15 protein-coding genes are annotated in these 17,133 nt (G+C 53.8%); 5 read left to right on the top strand and 10 right to left on the bottom strand.

The annotated features are described in order from the left end of the window. Nucleotides 1-9 precede the first annotated feature (9 nt). Both I6J23_RS08090 and I6J23_RS08085 read left to right on the top strand, forming a co-directional pair. Nucleotides 10-699: an amino acid ABC transporter permease gene (locus I6J23_RS08090; protein WP_204581607.1), complete on the top strand. Its 690-nt coding sequence runs from the start codon at nt 10-12 to the stop codon at nt 697-699. Next, a complete protein-coding gene (locus I6J23_RS08085) occupies nt 699-1,637 on the top strand; it encodes an amino acid ABC transporter permease (RefSeq protein ID WP_204581606.1) in 939 nt (312 codons plus the stop codon). The genes I6J23_RS08090 and I6J23_RS08085 overlap by 1 nt, the downstream gene beginning before the upstream one ends. 23 nt (nt 1,638-1,660) lie before the next feature. Here the strand turns inward: I6J23_RS08085 and I6J23_RS08080 are convergent, their stop codons facing one another. Both I6J23_RS08080 and recA read right to left on the bottom strand, forming a co-directional pair. Continuing rightward, the gene (locus I6J23_RS08080; protein ID WP_204581605.1) at nt 1,661-2,284 is read right to left on the bottom strand and encodes a regulatory protein RecX; all 624 of its coding nucleotides are present in this window, start codon (nt 2,282-2,284) and stop codon (nt 1,661-1,663) included. Nucleotides 2,285-2,307: 23 nt separating this feature from the next. Beyond that, a complete protein-coding gene (gene recA, locus I6J23_RS08075) occupies nt 2,308-3,447 on the bottom strand; it encodes a recombinase RecA (RefSeq protein ID WP_204581604.1) in 1,140 nt (379 codons plus the stop codon). 342 nt (nt 3,448-3,789) lie between these two features. On the opposite strand from recA, the gene I6J23_RS08070 reads away from it, so the two are divergent. From I6J23_RS08070 to I6J23_RS08060, 3 genes are all read left to right on the top strand, one after another. Continuing rightward, on the top strand, nt 3,790-4,425 hold the full coding sequence (locus tag I6J23_RS08070; protein ID WP_239454878.1) for a biotin transporter BioY: 636 nt from the start codon (nt 3,790-3,792) through the stop codon (nt 4,423-4,425). Nucleotides 4,426-4,467: 42 nt separating this feature from the next. Then, nucleotides 4,468-5,196 carry an energy-coupling factor ABC transporter ATP-binding protein gene (locus I6J23_RS08065; RefSeq protein ID WP_204581603.1) on the top strand — a complete coding sequence of 243 codons (729 nt, stop codon included), beginning with the start codon at nt 4,468-4,470 and terminating at the stop codon, nt 5,194-5,196. A 76-nt stretch (nt 5,197-5,272) separates the two neighbouring features. Next, a complete protein-coding gene (locus tag I6J23_RS08060; protein WP_204581602.1) occupies nt 5,273-5,980 on the top strand; it encodes an energy-coupling factor transporter transmembrane component T family protein in 708 nt (235 codons plus the stop codon). Between the two features lie 62 nt (nt 5,981-6,042). On the opposite strand, the gene I6J23_RS08055 is transcribed toward I6J23_RS08060, so the two are convergent. The 8 genes from I6J23_RS08055 to dapA all read right to left on the bottom strand — a co-directional run bounded on the left by I6J23_RS08055 (nt 6,043) and on the right by dapA (nt 17,118). After that, nucleotides 6,043-6,957: a PspA/IM30 family protein gene (locus tag I6J23_RS08055; RefSeq protein WP_204581601.1), complete on the bottom strand. Its 915-nt coding sequence runs from the start codon at nt 6,955-6,957 to the stop codon at nt 6,043-6,045. A gap of 89 nt (nt 6,958-7,046) precedes the next feature. Continuing rightward, on the bottom strand, nt 7,047-7,496 hold the full coding sequence (locus I6J23_RS08050; RefSeq protein WP_412523827.1) for a helix-turn-helix domain-containing protein: 450 nt from the start codon (nt 7,494-7,496) through the stop codon (nt 7,047-7,049). Between the two features lie 5 nt (nt 7,497-7,501). Then, nucleotides 7,502-8,101: a CinA family protein gene (locus I6J23_RS08045; protein ID WP_318744281.1), complete on the bottom strand. Its 600-nt coding sequence runs from the start codon at nt 8,099-8,101 to the stop codon at nt 7,502-7,504. A 50-nt stretch (nt 8,102-8,151) separates the two neighbouring features. After that, the gene (pgsA, locus tag I6J23_RS08040) at nt 8,152-8,829 is read right to left on the bottom strand and encodes a CDP-diacylglycerol--glycerol-3-phosphate 3-phosphatidyltransferase (protein ID WP_204581600.1); all 678 of its coding nucleotides are present in this window, start codon (nt 8,827-8,829) and stop codon (nt 8,152-8,154) included. An 84-nt stretch (nt 8,830-8,913) separates the two neighbouring features. Beyond that, the gene (locus I6J23_RS08035) at nt 8,914-9,936 is read right to left on the bottom strand and encodes a TerC family protein (protein WP_204581599.1); all 1,023 of its coding nucleotides are present in this window, start codon (nt 9,934-9,936) and stop codon (nt 8,914-8,916) included. 325 nt (nt 9,937-10,261) lie between these two features. Next, a complete protein-coding gene (locus tag I6J23_RS08030) occupies nt 10,262-13,888 on the bottom strand; it encodes an FtsK/SpoIIIE family DNA translocase (RefSeq protein ID WP_239454877.1) in 3,627 nt (1,208 codons plus the stop codon). A gap of 165 nt (nt 13,889-14,053) precedes the next feature. After that, entirely contained in the window at nt 14,054-16,213 is a 2,160-nt protein-coding gene (locus tag I6J23_RS08025; protein WP_204581598.1) for a ribonuclease J, read from the bottom strand. Beyond that, nucleotides 16,213-17,118 (bottom strand): 4-hydroxy-tetrahydrodipicolinate synthase, encoded by a 906-nt coding sequence (gene dapA / locus I6J23_RS08020; protein ID WP_204581597.1) that lies wholly within the window; start codon nt 17,116-17,118, stop codon nt 16,213-16,215. The genes I6J23_RS08025 and dapA overlap by 1 nt, the downstream gene beginning before the upstream one ends. Nucleotides 17,119-17,133 lie beyond the last annotated feature (15 nt).

Genomic DNA, 17,133 nt, shown 5'->3' with positions numbered 1-17,133 from the left:
GGGGGATCAATGGAAACAACGACTTTATGGGGTGACCTCAGCGACACGCTGTGGCCTGCGTTCTGGGTCACCATTAAATTAACGGTGTACTCAGGGATAGGTTCGCTGATTCTGGGCATTATTCTGACCGCCATGCGGGTGTGCCCCGTCGGGATATTGCGTACGTTATCGTCATTGTTCATTACTGTTTCGAGGAACACTCCCCTCACGCTGATTGTGTTGTTCTCATCGATCGGGCTCTACCAAAACCTAGGCCTGACACTTGCTCCCGAGAACGACAGCTTCATCAAGAACAACAACTTTTGGTTGGCGGTCCTGGCCTTTATCGTCTACACCTCGGCTTTTGTCGCCGAATCCTTGCGGGCGGGCATCAACACGGTCCCCTTTGGGCAAGCGGAGGCTGGTCGATCACTCGGGCTGTCTTTTGGACAAAATTTCTCTGCCATCGTATTCCCCCAGGCGTTTCGTGCGTCGATCGTTCCGTTAGGCAACACCCTGATTGCGTTGTCCAAGAACACGACCATCGCATCGGTTATTGGCGTGGGTGAGGCATCTTTGTTGATGAAGTCGACAATCGAGAATCATGCCGACCAGTTGTTCTTGGTGTTCGGCATTTTTGCTCTCGGCTTTATTATCTTGACCCTGCCCATGGGATTGTTCTTTGGCTGGGCTGGTAAGCGATTGGCGGTGAAACGATAGTGAGTACTCGCGCAACTGTCCTTTATGACAATCCCGGTCCTCGCGGGCGTCAGATCAACCGCATCCTCACGGCCATTACTGTCGTGGTTGCTGCTGTCGTCATCGGGTGGACAATCTCGGTGCTGGCCAAAAATGGCCAGTTGGAGACGTCCAAGTGGGATCCCTTTATCAAGTCGACCACCTGGACGACTTATATTCTCCCTGGTCTTTGGGGAACGTTGAAAGCCGCCTTTGTCTCCATTATTTTGGCTATGCTTCTTGGAGCGTTGCTGGGAACCGGGCGTTTGCATCATCGGTGGATCGTTCGCCGGATTTGTGGGGTAATAGTCGAGTTCTTCCGCGCTATTCCCGTGTTGATCTTGATGATCTTCGCCTACCAGCTTTTCGCTGAATATGCGGTATTTCCTTCAGAGCAGTTGGCTTTTGCTGCTGTTGTCTTTGGGTTGACGTTGTATAACGGTGCGGTCATTGCCGAGGTCCTTCGTTCGGGGATTGAGGCGCTCCCTAGCGGGCAGTCAGAAGCCGCTTTGGCGCTGGGACTGACTCACCGACAGACGATGCGAATCATCCTTCTTCCTCAGGCTGTCGCTTCGATGCTCCCTGCTCTGATTGCGCAGATGGTGATTGCACTTAAAGACTCCGCATTGGGCTATCAGATCGGGTATGTGGAGGTTGTGAGGTCGGGAATTCAGTCAGCTTCGTATTATCGGAACTTCCTCGCGGCGCTCGTTGTTGTCGCAGTGATCATGGTCATTGTCAACATTGGGCTTACGAAATTTGCGGAGCGAATCGAGCTTCAGCTTCGGGCTGGCCGTGCTCGGCGCAATATCGTAGCTCATGTTCCCCATCAAAAAGAGCAAGGCGTGGAGACCAAGGATGAAGCCGTGGTCGACTGGCATGACCCAGCCCACCGTGATTTACGCAGTACTTTCGAATAGGTTTTCGGCGATATTATTCCACGTTATTCCACGTCGGGATCGTTGCTCAGTTCGGTGATTTTCTCCTCCACGACGTCGTGAGCGATCCGCTGTGACATACCCGCCGGAAAGCCCCGTCGTGCCAATGCCGCGGTAATCCGACGGAGATGGGCATATTTTTCTTTCCGATCGGCGGGAACCGTCCGAATCCGCCGCGCACGATCCTGAGCAACGCGGCGGGCTAATCTCTGTTCATCGTCGTCACTGACTTCAGCTAGTGCATGATCACAGTCGGACGTAGAGACACCTTTTTTCCGGAGTTCTTCGCGCAAAACACGGCGAGATTTTCCTCGGCGAGTTCTGCGCTGCCTCACCCACTCTTCGGCGAATCGACGGTCATCAATTAATCCGCTATCGACAAGGTCGACAATGACTGTGTCCACACTCGCTGGAGGAAACTCGGCGTCGAGAAGACGATCCCTCAGTTCCTGCTCGGATCTAGCCCTGTGGTCCAAAAGACGCAACGCCCGCGACCTAACAGGTCGTACAGCATTTTCTTCTTGCGCAATAGATCTACTGGCATCCACGCGAGAGATGGCTTCACTGAGATGCCCAATAATGTCAGCGGTGGACTCAGCAGAATAATCGCTCTCACTGGATTTAGGCATTGCCTAAACTAGCCCTTTCGCATCTATTCGTCATCATCATCGAAGTCCACATTGGGAACAACGTCGATCGGATCGTCATCAGAGCTATTGTTTTCCGATTCCGCCGCATCGTCATCAGTGACATTCGCATACGGCCCGACCTTCGCGGCCCTCATAATTTTATCTTCGATAGTCCCCGCAAGCTCACTATTATTCTTGAGATAATCACGGACCTTTTCTTTGCCCTGGCCGAGCTGTTCACCTTCATAGGTGTACCACGAGCCTGATTTCTTGATAATGCCGTAGTCAACGCCAAGGTCAATAATCGATCCTTCGCGCGAAATTCCTTCACCATAGAGGATGTCAAACTCAGAAACCTTAAACGGTGGCGAGACCTTATTTTTGACAACTTTTAACCGTGTCCGGTTGCCAATGACGTCTTGGCCATCTTTCAGAGCCTGGATACGGCGAATATCGCAGCGAACCGAAGCGTAAAACTTGAGCGCCTTACCACCGGTGGTCGTTTCGGGCGAGCCGAACATCACACCGATTTTTTCTCGCAGCTGGTTGATAAAAATGGCAGTTGTTCCCGACTGAGACAGCGCACCTGTCATCTTTCGAAGTGCTTGGCTCATCAAACGAGCCTGGAGCCCCACATGGCTATCCCCCATCTCACCATCAATTTCCGCCTTCGGAGTTAATGCAGCCACCGAGTCAATGACGATGATGGCTAGAGCGCCTGACCGAATGAGCATGTCAGCAATCTCTAAAGCCTGCTCACCGGTGTCTGGCTGCGCGACAAGCAGCGCGTCGGTATCGACCCCTAGCTTACGAGCGTATTCAGGATCCAAAGCATGCTCAGCGTCGATAAAGGCAGCAATGCCCCCGTCTTTTTGAGCTTCAGCAATGGCGTGAAGAGCAACTGTGGTCTTACCTGACGATTCCGGACCGTAAATTTCTACAACTCGGCCACGGGGGAATCCCCCTATCCCTAACGCAACGTTAATCGCAATGTTGCCTGAGGAGATCGAGCTAATCGGAGGACGCTTATCATCCCCCAAACGCATGACCGCGCCTTTACCAAAGTCTTTCTCGATTTTCGCTAAAGCCGTATCGAGCGCTTTCAGGCGTCCGTCGCCACTACTCTGATTTGTTTTCTTTTTCGTTGCAGTTTTACCTGCCATTGTCCACCAATCCTTCATCGATGTCAGAGCATTACTACTGGTATCTAGCAACCTGACCTAACAGCACAACATGTACCTGATTACAGCCACTTGCCAGGTCACAAAACAATATGTTCTCAAACCAGCAGGACTGTCCTCATCACACGGAATAGACGATGTTACTCCGGTTACGGTTCCAAGACAGAGAATATTCTGGCGTCGGACACGGCAACACCGCTCTTCATCATACGCAAACGTATGTTCGATTCAAAACGCTAGCATCCATCACCTACTATCAACAGCGAGCCACTATGAACGCTCACTCCTCGAGCGATACTAGTGACATCCATCGGTTTTATTACGATGACAGCTATGGGTGATAAAACACATCAGGGCAGTTCTGACACAACCTCCGCTCCTCACCAGCAATCACCACGCCGATCTTCATGGTCAAGCCGAGACATCGCATACGTAGCGGTCTTCGCCGCACTCTTCATAGCCATGGCCTTTGTCTCTATCCCAATAGGAGTGGCCGGCGTCCCTGTCGTCATGCAGAACGCAATTGCAATTATGGCAGGAATGATTCTCGGACGACGTCGTGGAACAGCTGCCATCGGGCTTGTGCTTATTCTCGGCCTCATCGGTCTACCAGTGCTTGCAGGTGGCCGGTCTGCACTATCAGCTTTTGCTGGCGTTAGCGGCGGATATGTCATTGGCTACCTGGTTTCGGCATGGGTGTGTGGCGCGGTAGCAGAAGTAACGCCACGTCGTCGACCGCTCCAGACAATTCTCTTTGTCATCGTCGCCGTCCTCGGAATTTTCGTCCAATACTTTTTCGGCGCTCTTTGGATGGTTATCATCAAAGGCTTCAGTCTTACTACGGCATTGACAAGCCAACTCGCATTCATAGGCCCGGATCTGGTGAAGATGATTGTTGTCGGACTTATTGCTTCGGGAGTCGTAGCTGCTTTTCCCCGTTTACTACCCGAACCTCGCTAACATGACTCGTTTTGCCCCACCTCCTTTTCCATGAAAGCACCAATGAACTCATCCATCACCCCACCCACTATTCAATTTGACAATGTCACAATAGCTTTCGATGAACACACAATCCTCAATGACATCTCCGTTACGCTTTCAGAACGCCGAATAGCCATTATCGGGGCAAATGGATCCGGAAAATCCACCTTCGTGCGCATGGTTAACGGGTTAGGGACACCGGATAACGGAAAAATCACCGTTAATGGCCTCAATCCCCAGACCAATGGTCGCGATGTCAGAAAAAAGGTGGGGTTTGTATTCTCCGACGCTGAAAACCAAATACTAATGCCGACGGTGTATGAAGATGTTGAGTTTTCGCTACGGAACATACGAGCAGATGGCCATCGTCTTTCTCGTCATGACAAAAACAACCGTGTCATGGCGATGCTCAGCCGCTTTGGGTTAGATCAACGTGCACATGCCTCCCCATACCGGCTATCCGGTGGCGAAAAGCAAATGTTGGCACTGGCTGCAGTGCTCATAGCGCAACCACTCACCATCATTGCCGACGAACCAACAACGCTTCTTGATCTATCCAACAGACTCAAACTTGGACGCTTGTTCGATAGCCTCCCTCAACAATTAATTGTCGCTACCCACGACTTAGATTTTGTTTCCCATTACGACCGTGCGCTCTGGATTGACGGTGGACGTATCCGGGCGGATGGGCCCGCGAATGAGGTGTGTAGAACATACAAAGAAGCAATGCACGCCAGGGACCAAGCCTGACGAATAAGTGGAACATACTCCGACCTGTAGGGCGTAAGCCAGACTACGTACAGCCGTTAGGGGATCTTATAGATCAATGAAAAACAAGAGTAAAACTCGTACTCCCCGACGGTGGTTGACTATGCCTCTTGGACACTACGTTGATAAAAACACCGCCGTTCACAGACTCAAACCCACCACGAAGATTGTGCTCATTATGGTGGCGGTGGTGGTTATCACAGTCATGGCCCGGACAATAGGGATCCACTTCAACGCCTTCGGCCTAGTAGTTTTAGGAGTTGAAGTCCTCGTGACGATGAGTGTTTTTGCCCTCGCGCGCATACCACTCAGCGTGGCGGCATCGCAGCTATTGCCCGTGGTCCCTGTACTGGCATTTATCACCATATTTCAGGCCTGGAGTGTGGGATGGTGGTCGGCTCTGTCACTGGCAACGTCATTGGTGGTAAGCGTAGCTCTAGCATTGATTTTGACTTTGACAACGCGGATCGGGGACATGATCGAGTCTCTTGACCTAGCCCTCCGACCACTTGCGCGTTTCCACATCCCCGTCAACGCAATAAGCGTGGCGATTGCCATTACCATCCGCTTGATCCCTCTTCAGATGGAAAATATCCGTGTGGTCATTGAAGCCCGTCGGGCTCGATCATCACGGGGGCTACGTGCTTTCGCTTTGCCGGTGATCATCCACTCGATCCGACGGGCCGAAGCAATGGGAGAAGCCTTAGAAAGCCGCGGATTTGATGACTGGGATCCGACGTCGTCAGAGTATGTCTCTCGAGAATAAACGCCGGAATGGACTCGATAGCGAACACTCAGCTACCCTTTTATCAACCTAGCTGGGCCAGGCTAGTTCCCTTCGCGTAACTGCCGCAGCTTCTCAGCCACTGCATCCTGAGGCACATCGTCTTCATGAGACGTGCGAGTAAATTCCCCATGAACAGAATTATCGATATCACTAGTGTTCTGTGAGGATTGTTCCAGCGACCGCTGATGGGAACCAGAAATGCTGGCGTGACCAGCGCTAGCTCCCGAGCGCCCACCACTGTTCATCGACGCACGAATTTCTTCTAAGCGCGAGTGTCCCGCCATCTGCACACTAGCTTGTTGAACCTCTACCATACGGTTTTCGACAGAATTCTCGGCCAACTCGGCCCGTCCCAAAGCATCTGAATAACGCTTTTCAATTTTGTCTCGTACCTGATCCAGGTTCGGTGAGTCGTCATTGGCGGTCAGCTTATTCATCGAGGAGATGGAATCGGCGACTTTCTCCTGCATCTTGGCCTGCTCTAATTGACTCAAGAGCTTTGTGCGCTCCTCGGTCTTTTGTTTCAAGGCCATGGCGTTGCGTTCAACAGCGGCTTTCGCCTGCTGAGCCTGCTGTAAGGCCTGATCATGGAGCTGTTTAAGATCTTCTACCGATTGCTCTGACGTTACCAATTGCGCAGCAAAAGCCTCCGCTGCATTTTCATATTCGACGGCCTTCGATGAATTACCTTCGCTTCGGGCCTTATCCGCCAAGGACAGAGCCTGGCGAGTGTTGCCCTGCAGCTTCTCCACCTCTGCCAGCTGTCGATTAAGTTTCATTTCCAGTTGCCGCTGGTTGCCAATGACCGCTGCGGCCTGTTTCGACAGTTCCTGGTGTTGTTCTTTCGCAGCCTGGATGGACTGCTCAATTTGTACTTTGGGATCAGCCTTCTCTTCGATCTTGTTGTCGAAGAGAGCCATCAAGTACTTCCACCCTTTTGAAAACGGGTTCGCCATCGTGAAAACCGGGACCTTTCTACACAAAGCTGCTCAGCAACCGGTGCTGACATTAACAACGTGGATGGCACAGAGCACGTGGGTGACTACTACACGGTGGCGTCGAGCTCGTGCCTAAAATCAACTGCTTCCGCCTCCAGGGCCATAATGCTAATGCACTCCAGAAGGACATCTGAAACGCTGACTCCTAGAGCATGGCAGACAGAAGCTAAGAGTTCAGAGGACACTTCTTTACGGCCGCGTTCGATTTCTGACAAGTAGCCGGGGCTAACCGACGCAACATCCGATAGCTCTCTGAGCGTCATCGATGCACGAACGCGGAAAGCTCGGAGCGCTTCCCCTAACGTCTCACGCAGGAGAGGTTCGGGTGTTCCTGCCGACGGGCCGATGGTGTCGTCGAGGGGGGTCTCACGGTCGTGACCGAGAACGGGGCTATCGCCCTGTGATTGATGGTGCGGAAAAAGAGCAGGATTATCTAGAACGGTGGTCTGAGTTCTCATCACTGGGTGTAACGAATCTTTGCCCACTTTTGTTCCCATCATTGCTATTTTTTATCGACGTTGAATTCCGCTAACCAGTTGCAGCACGAAGATAACGCCGCGGTTACAGACAAGCGACGTATAGTCTCGCGATCTCCACTGACAAGGATATCCGACGTGGCTTGTTTATCTGCATAATTGTGGCGAAAAAGCACGTTACCAGCAAGCTGTGCAGAGGCCTTTTTGCCATCGGAGATACCAATGAATACTTGACCTACTGGCTTGTCTTCCTGAGGTTCTGGCCCAGCAACGCCAGTGAGTGCGACACCGAGCGTGGCCCCGCACATCTCGCGGACGTGAGCGGCCAAGTACCGCGCGGTGGTTGGTGCAACGGCGCCATCGGCGTCAAGGACCTCCGGGGGAACACCGCCAAGGCTAGCTTTAAGTTCTGTCGCGTACACGACGATGCCGCCTCGCAAGACAGCTGACGCTCCGGGCACAGTAGCCACAGTCGCACTCAGCAGTCCAGCAGTTAGCGATTCTGCACACGCAATAGTCACACCCGAGGAGGAAAAATCGCGAACAACACGACAGGCGGCGTCATACAGCTCGTCATCGGTAGGTCGAGCGAGCTCGACAGCGCTATAAGGAGCAGAATTCAGCACCAGGACCACTTCTTTCCATCCACCAGCGGATGAGCATGAGCATCACGCGACTACGCCGATGTCGCCACAGATGATGCTGCCCGTGATTGCCTTGAATCCAGCAAATATTGAATTCCGGTCACCACGGTGACGATGACGGCAGCAGCCATGACGATACCTGTGAGCCAGTCGGTCCAACCCGGCAGAGGCATGAGGAACAGACTTACAGCTAACGACTGTAGCGCTGTCTTGAGCTTTCCACCCTTAGACGCAGGTACCACCAACCCGCGGTGAAGCATCGCCATTCTCCACAGGGTGATACCGAGTTCTCGGATCACTATCAGGCAGGTCACCCACCACCACAGGTGGCCGATAATATTTAGGCCCACGAGTGCAGAGATCATTAGAGCTTTATCAGCAATGGGATCCGCGATCTTGCCGAAATCGGTGATGAGGTTACGCGACCTGGCTAGTCGTCCGTCGACAAAATCGGTGACCATGAGCGCGATAAACATAAACAAGGCCGTCCAACGCGACGCTGCCGATTCTCCCCCGTTCCGGAGAAGGAGCCACACGAAAACGGGAATAAATACGATGCGGATGACCGTGAGAACGTTGGCAATGTTCAGTAGCTTTGCGCTTTCTTGCGTGTGACGTGGAGCTGGCTGCGTGTAGTCACTCACCTCATGGTTGTCACTCGCAGCTTCCGAAACCGTCGGCCCATGAGCCTTGTCGTCTGACGCGTTCACACTTAAACCTTACCGCTTACTACAACGATGAAACCGTTTTATCACCATAATTGGTTTGCGGCCACTCTTATCGTCTGGCGGACCTCACATGCGATTACGGACGGAGATTCCTCCGGCCTCGCGATCTCTGCGGTCCTTAATAATACTAGCCAATACAGTAACGGCTAGCGTAACGACGATGACACCCAATGACAAAACTGTCGAGATTTCCGGTACGTGAACGTCCTCCCCACCATTAATGAATGGCAGGTTGTTCTCCTCCAAAGCGTGGAACAGAAGTTTCACACCAATGAAACCGAGGATGACGCCCAGTCCATAAGGAAGATAGACCAGCCGCTCCAGGAGGCCGTCGAGCAAAAAGTACATCTGCCGAAGCCCCATGAGGGCAAAAACGTTAGTCGTGAACACGATATAAGGTTCTTGAGTTAATCCATAAATCGCAGGTATGGAATCCAGGGCAAAGAGAAGGTCGATAGCACCAAGGGTCACCAACGCCAGCAACATTGGTGTGACCATGCGCTTACCATCCACTTTTGCGACCATTTTGTGGCCCACGAACTCGGACGATACCGGAACAAAACGGCGGAGCGTCCGAACAACGAACATGTCATCAACATCGGTTTCTGGCGCATCGCGAACTTCGTCGACCACCAGTTTAATGGCGGTGTACAGCATGAAGAGACCGAATAAATAGAAAATATCCGACCACGCGTTAATCGCTGCAGCACCCAGGGCGATGAAGATACCGCGAAAGACGATCGCCAACGCGATGCCATACGCGAGAACCTTTTGTTGCAACTCTCGCGGGACTTTAAAGGAGCTGATGATCAAGGCGAAGATGAAGAGATTATCAATGCTCAAGCTCAGCTCAGTGAAATAACCAGAGAAAAATTCGAGCCCGTGCTTGTGCGGGTCCCCCGGGGCCGGCCAGGACACCCACAAGAAGATACCAAATATCGTGGCCAGACCAACGTACATACCTAACCACAAGCCAGCTTCTTTCATACTGGGTGTGTGATCCCGCCGGACGTGCCCCACAAAATCAACCAACAAAATTCCGACGAGAACGATGATTGTGATCGCCCACGATAACCCATCTACATGCATTAAAGACCTCCGGTCGTCACTACCAAGGACCGGAGGTCTTTCCCACTAGGCTCACCACACCATCGATCATTGACAACTACGCGAACGGAACGCCTTGTGCGCACGGCTGATAATGATCGGCCTAGCCGCTGATACCGGGTGCTGCTGTGCTCGTACACCTACTCAGATACTCCACACGAACACAGGCACCGTGTTGACGACACCAACGCGACGGGGATACTCCCCTCCAGCTACTAGAGGGTACATGAAGCATGTGTAAAAACCACGATCACAAGCTCTGACCAGACCAGATGTGCAGGCCGGGGTGGAAGAAGCGAGTGTCCAATCAGACGATCCCGCTCGACGGGTTGGCGCTAACTACCTTTGTCGTTGAGGCTGACATGCCACCTGAGGAGGCATCGGCTCCCTCGTTGTCACTCGGGTCTTCCTTCGGCGCCTCAGCAGGATCCGCACCCTTAATCATCCACAAAATGGTGTCCAGCTCCTCCGGTTTCACCAAGACCTCACGTGCCTTCGACCCTTCTGATGGACCAACAATGCCACGAGATTCCATCAAATCCATCAGTCGACCCGCCCGCGCGAATCCGACGCGGAGTTTGCGTTGCAGCATAGACGTCGAGCCATATTGGCTGGTCACGACAATCTCGACAGCTTGCAGCAGGTCCTCGAGATCATCACCAATATCTTCGTCAATCTTTTTCTTCGCTGATTCAGCCTGTTCGACCACCTTGGGGTCGTATTCCGGCTCCCGCTGGGCCTTCGCTGCATCGACGACAGCCTGCACCTCGGTGTCAGTGACAAAAGCTCCTTGGATACGCATCGGCTTTCCCGCGCCTTGAGGAATAAAGAGGCCATCGCCCATGCCAATAAGTTTTTCAGCTCCACCTTGGTCAAGGATGACTCGAGAGTCCGTCAGAGACGACGTTGCGAATGCTAAACGCGAGGGAACATTCGTCTTAATTAAGCCGGTAACGACATCGACAGACGGGCGCTGCGTCGCGAGGACAAGATGGATACCCGCGGCACGAGCTTTCTGGGTGATGCGGACAATCGAGTCCTCAATCTCTTTCGGAGCCGTCATCATCAGATCAGCGAGCTCATCGACCACGCAGACAATAAAGGGATAAGGCTTGACTTCGCGCTCAGACCCGAGAGGGGCTGTATACTCGCCCGTCTCCACCTTGCGATTAAAGTCCTTGATGTGCCGGACACCTGCGGATTTCATATCCATATAGCGCTGCTCCATTTCATCAACCAACCATTGCAGCGCACTCGCAGCTTTCTTGGGCTGAGTGATAATTGGAGTAATAAGGTGCGGCACTCCCTCATACGGCGTGAGTTCCACCATCTTTGGGTCCACCAGGATAAGCCGGACGTCCTCTGGTGTTGCGCGGGTGAGCAAGGACACCAACATGGAGTTTACGAATGCAGACTTACCTGAACCGGTAGCACCAGCCACCAGCAAGTGAGGCATCTTCGCGATCGAATGAGCAACGAAATCACCTTCGATGTCTTTACCCAAGCCGATCAACATCGGGTCGTTGTTTTGCATGACATCTGGCGCGTGCAAAACGTCAGAGAGCCGAACCATTTCACGGTCGGCATTCGGCACCTCAATCCCCACTGCCGACTTGCCGGGAATCGGAGTGAGAAGACGCACGTTATCCGTCGCTGCAGCATAAGCCAAGTTGGACTGCAGATTCGTAATCTTGGATACCTTGACGCCCGGCCCTAGTTCAACCTCATACCGCGTCACCGTTGGCCCACGAGAATAACCGGTGACCTTGGCATTGACTTTAAACTCTGAGAAGGTTTCCGAGATGGCGGCAATCATCCGGTCATTGGCCTCAGTCCGGGTTTTAGCTGCTTTACCCGGGATAAGCAGATCCGCACTAGGTAGTTCATAGTTATGTCCTGCATCCGATGATGATGAGTCGGAATCGCCCTCTTGACTTCGTGAGGCTGTTTTCACCGCTGCCGAAGCACGCCGCGATTGCTTTTTCCCCGGCGCTTTAGCTGCCGCATCAATACCCGAACGCGCGACAATTGCCCGACGCATGGCCTCGCGACTGGCATTTACCGCGTCCGTACTGCTGTCGCCTTGTTCACCGTCACCATCATCAACCAACTCGGGCGCACCTTCACCCGCAACATTGACCTTCACTGCCGACGATTGAGGCGAACCCTCATTCACTACGGATGGACTGTCATCGTCCTCGGTGAGTGAGGAGGCGTCGACCCGCGTGTTATTGCCATGATTTCCTTGCTGCGAGGTATTTCGCGGCTCTGCAGTATCTACGGACGTCGGGATGCCGCCTCGAAGACCGGCAATATTAACGTCGGTAGGTTGATCGTCCAGCGTCGGTGCTGGTCTCCTCCCCGAAGGATTGTGGGAAGGGCGGCCACGATCACCAGCACTCGAACTTGATGAGAACACTCGCGTCGGTGCAGCATCTTCGTCCAAGGGATAGTTATCCATCGGCGTGTTCCCATACGAGCCATACTGCTGAGCACCCGATGGCAGCACGTCGTCGTCAAACCCGGAACCGTCGTCGATGATCGCGTGGGACGAGGAATTCTGCGACCCCTCCCCAACGATGAGCGGTTGTCCATCTCTGTGCACCCGAGGATCGGAAGGTACATTGCGTGCCGGGTAGTGCCTACGGCCAGAATCGTAAGGAGTCAAGTCGCGGTCAGAGCGAGCATAACGACGGTCGGCTCGTGCACCATCGTCATAGTCGACGCCCTCATACTCGGAGTCAATGTCATAACCGGATTCGTCATACTCATCAGGTTGATAAGAGTCGTACGAAGCGCCTGAGTATCCTCCCCTGCCCCAACGAAAGCCCATCCACTCGGACACAGCATGAACCGTATCTTTAATGGTCGTTCCAGCAAGTGTGATCGCCGACCAGACGATAATGAGGAGCAAAACCGGCACAGCAAGCCACACCGAGAATCCGGTTGCCAGGGGAGTTCCGGAGAACAGGCCTATGGCACCACCCGCGTGGCTCCGCCCTGTCCATGTCGACGGTTGGCCTGCAAAAAGGTGGGCGAGGCCCAACATCGCGATTAATAGCAGTGCCAGTGCCCCTCCGGAGCGAAAATGATTCACTTGACGGACGGTCACGCCGACCATCAGTACCCAGGCGACGAAAAATAGAGCAACGGGAACCAGGTAGGCAGCTGCCCCAACGACCATCATGAGGCCGGTGGACAGGGCACCACCCACTGGACCGCCAATCCCGAACCACAGGGATCCAGCGGTGATGAGTCCGAGGGCGGCGACGATCAACGCGGGAGTGTCGTACCCGCCACCAACAGCTACTCCAGCATCGTCGGCGTAGGCGTCACGATCCTGGTCGACACCCTCATCCATTAGGCCGCGCTGTGCGGAAGATGCACTCCGTAAGGTGCTGCCACCACGCCTATGTCCCCCCGACGACACGTTTTCTCCTTCGGAATAATCGTCAAAATTCTCTTCGCTATCGGCAGTATGCCGGTCTGAGGGCTCCGACGCCCGAGACGTCGGAGACGTCCGACGAAACCGGCCGCTGCCCCGTCGCGGTTCCAGGTCAAGGCTCTGATTATGACTATTATGGGTGCGACCGCCTGAAACGTCACCACTGTCGGCACTATCGTCTAAAAGATCGTCATCGTTCGACCCTCGGACACTACCTTGTGACCCTCGAACAGAAGCAACCTTGCGGGTCAGACTTCCCAACCCCCGCGCTGTGCTACTGAAAAAACCGGAGAGACCGGATCCCACGGCTGAAAACGCGCTACCTGTGCGCTCGAATTCCTGGGTAGGGATTAACTCCTCACCGCGGTTGGCGGGTCGGGATCCACCTCGTGGTTTCGATGCTGGTGTGCCCCTCCGGGACCGTGCACGCGCAGAACTCGCAGGGTGAGTCTTTGGGTTACGTGTACTAGTTTTCCGAGGGGCAGTCATGCATGCCACTTTAGACTCTCACATCACATCATTCACATTATTAACCTACGCAGGACGTTTAGATGGCCGCCGTGTGACCGACTCACGACGCACCTCATAACAAAAAAGTCCTGACCCCGATGCGCGGGACCAGGACTCTGACAAGGCTGCAAGTCAATATCTACATCACAACGATTCGCGTGTACCCGTCACGTCGGATACTAACGGTTCGTCGGATGTCATAGGAACAACCGTCGGGACAACAAATGGCTTCCGACGCCACTTCTCGCCCACGAACTTGGTGATCCGACGCTTGATTTGCTGAGCCATCCGGTAAGGATCGTTTTCGCCCTCGCCTGATAAGTCAAGCAAGGTGTTGTCGACGAGGTCCTCCACCTCATGCATCATCTCGCGCGACTCATCCGAGAAACCGGACGCCACAACTCGGGGCTTTTCCAATGCCATACCTGTTCGGTTATCGATCACGACAGTGACAGAAATGACGCCACCCTCGCCCATTTGGGCGCGGTCTTCCAGAACCTCGGCGTTCACATCGCCCATGGTGACACCATCGACGTAGAGGTTTCCGACGGGGATCTGTCCAACAACGTCGGCGTGTTTATCCACGAGGTCGACAACCACGCCATTTTGTGCCAGCACGGTGTGATCCTCACGAACCCCCGTCGATATGGCCAGTTGTTTATTGGCCCTCAAATGACGCCACTCACCATGCACAGGCATGAAGTTCTTGGGGCGGGCTGCGTTGTATAAGAACAAGAGCTCACCAGCGAAACCGTGACCCGAGGTGTGTACCTTAGCGTCTTTACTGGTCACCACACGGGCGCCGATCTGCGAGAGCATGTTGATCACACCGAAAACGGCCTCTTCATTGCCCGGCACCAACGACGACGACAGAACAATAAGGTCACCATCACGGACAGTGATCTGCCGATGCTCACGCCGTGCCATACGGGACAGTGCAGCCATAGGCTCGCCCTGCGTACCCGTCGTGACGAGCAGAACCTTATGCGGAGCCATCTTCGCGGCGTCATCCATAGAAACAATGGTGTTTCGTGGAACCTCCAAATAGCCCATCTCTTCCGCAATTTGCATATTGCGGATCATCGACCGGCCATTGAACGCAACTTTTCGACCTGCCGCGACGGCAGCATCCACTGCGGCTTGGACTCGGTACACGTTCGAGGCGAAGGAGGCGATGATGACACGTTGTTTCGCTTCGGCAACGAGACGTTTCAACGTCGGAGCCACATCTGCTTCCGACCCTGAGAAACCAGGCGTAGCGGAGTTCGTCGAATCCGCCAACATGATGTCGACGCCCTCATCACCGAACCGGGACAATGCCGGCAAATCGGTGGGACGGCCACCGGTCGGAGTCTGATCGAGCTTGATATCACCCGTGTGAATCAGAAGCCCGGCTCCTGTCTTCAGCGCAATACCTAGGCAATCCGGAATGGAGTGGTTCACATTCCAGAAGCGCAAGTCAAACGGACCATACTTCTCGTGGGATGTCTCATTAACTTCGATCAGCTTCGGGTGCTGATGGTGCTCACGGCATTTCGCCGCAATCAAAGCACATGTAAAGCGCGAGGCCACTATGGGAATATCAGACCGCAGCTTCAGCAACCACGGGATCGCACCAATGTGGTCTTCGTGGCCGTGGGTAACGACTAACGCCTCGACGCGATCCATCTTGTCTTCCAGATAGGAAAAATCAGGAAGAATCAGATCGACGCCGGGTTCGTCCGAACTTGGGAAAAGAACGCCACAGTCAATAATGAGAAGGCGATTGTGGTATTCGAAAACGGTCATGTTACGGCCGATTTCGGAAATACCACCCAAAGCGACAATGCGTAGACCATCTTTTGGCGCTTTAGGAGGCTCAGGCAGGCGCTGAGTGAGGTCAGCTCCCTGCATGGATTTCACGACAGAGCGATTCTTATTGTGTCCCCTGTTTCGGTCACGGCCTCGTTTATTGGGCCGATTGTTTTTCCCGTTCTTATTCGAGTTCCGGGAACCGCCGCGCTCTGAACGACCATTGTCGTTTTTATTGTTACTGCCACGGTTGTTACGGCCTTTATTACCATTGCCGCCACCGTGCTTGTTATTGCCACCACGATTCGATCGGCCCGATGAACCATTGCGGTTTCCATCACGCCCATTGCCTTTATTGCGGTCGGCGTGGCCTTCATTGTCATCCGACGATGGTGAGGACTGACTACGTGTATTGGCTTTCGGCTCTGTGAACTCTGGACGCTGAGATGTGTCAACATCAGGCGACCCGGCCTTACGCGTCGATCGCCGACCGCGAGTGCGGTTATCTGGCACTACAGAACACCAGCCTTTCGCATATCATCAGCAAGCTCATCGAGCTGTGACGGACTGGGGGAAATTTGAGGCAAACGAGGTTCTCCTACATTAATGCCCTGCAAGTGCAGAGCTGCTTTGGCAAAACTTACCCCGCCGAGTCGTGCTTGCGCATGATAGAGCGGGGACAACGATGCTGATAAACGCTGAGCTTCAGGGAGATCTCCGGAATCATACGCGTCGTACATTCTTCGCAGCACGGGAGCAGCAATGTGCCCGACTACAGAGATAAGACCCGTTGCACCAACAGACAACCATGGAAGGTTGATGGGATCGTCCCCGGAATACCAGGCCAATTCAGTGGACTGAATAAGCTCTAAGGCCTCTGCGAGATTCCCTTTCGCATCCTTAACAGCTGCGATACGCGGATGCTCGGACAAGCGAGCCAGCGTCTCCTTCGCAACCGGAATGACACTACGCGATGGGATGTCATAAATCATGACGGGCACGTCCACAGCGTCGGCAACGGCCGTAAAATGCTGATAAATGCCCTCTTGACTTGGCTTCGAATAGTACGGAGTCACAACGAGGAGTCCATCCGCGCCAGCCTCTGCTGAAGCACGGGATAACTCGATACTCGTCGCCGTATTGTTTGTTCCCGACCCCGCGATAATGCGGGCGGAATCTCCCACCTCATGTTTAACAGCCTTGAGCAACCGCAACTTCTCTTCGACGGTCGTCGTCGGGGACTCGCCTGTAGTCCCAGCGAGAACCAGGGAATCACACCCTTGATCAACGAGGTGCTTAGCCAACGACACCCCTGCGGATATATCGACGTGACCGTCGCTATCGAAGGGCGTCACCATTGCTACGGCAATAGTTCCGAAAGTTTCGGCGCCGGCCCGTGTTGCAATACCAGTGCTCATATCGGACAAGGGTAC

Origin of the sequence: Corynebacterium kroppenstedtii (assembly GCF_016894245.1) — a bacterium.
GTDB lineage: Bacteria > Actinomycetota > Actinomycetes > Mycobacteriales > Mycobacteriaceae > Corynebacterium.
Note: the sequence above shows the minus strand (reverse complement) of the source record. Positions and strands in the feature narration are given on the sequence as shown.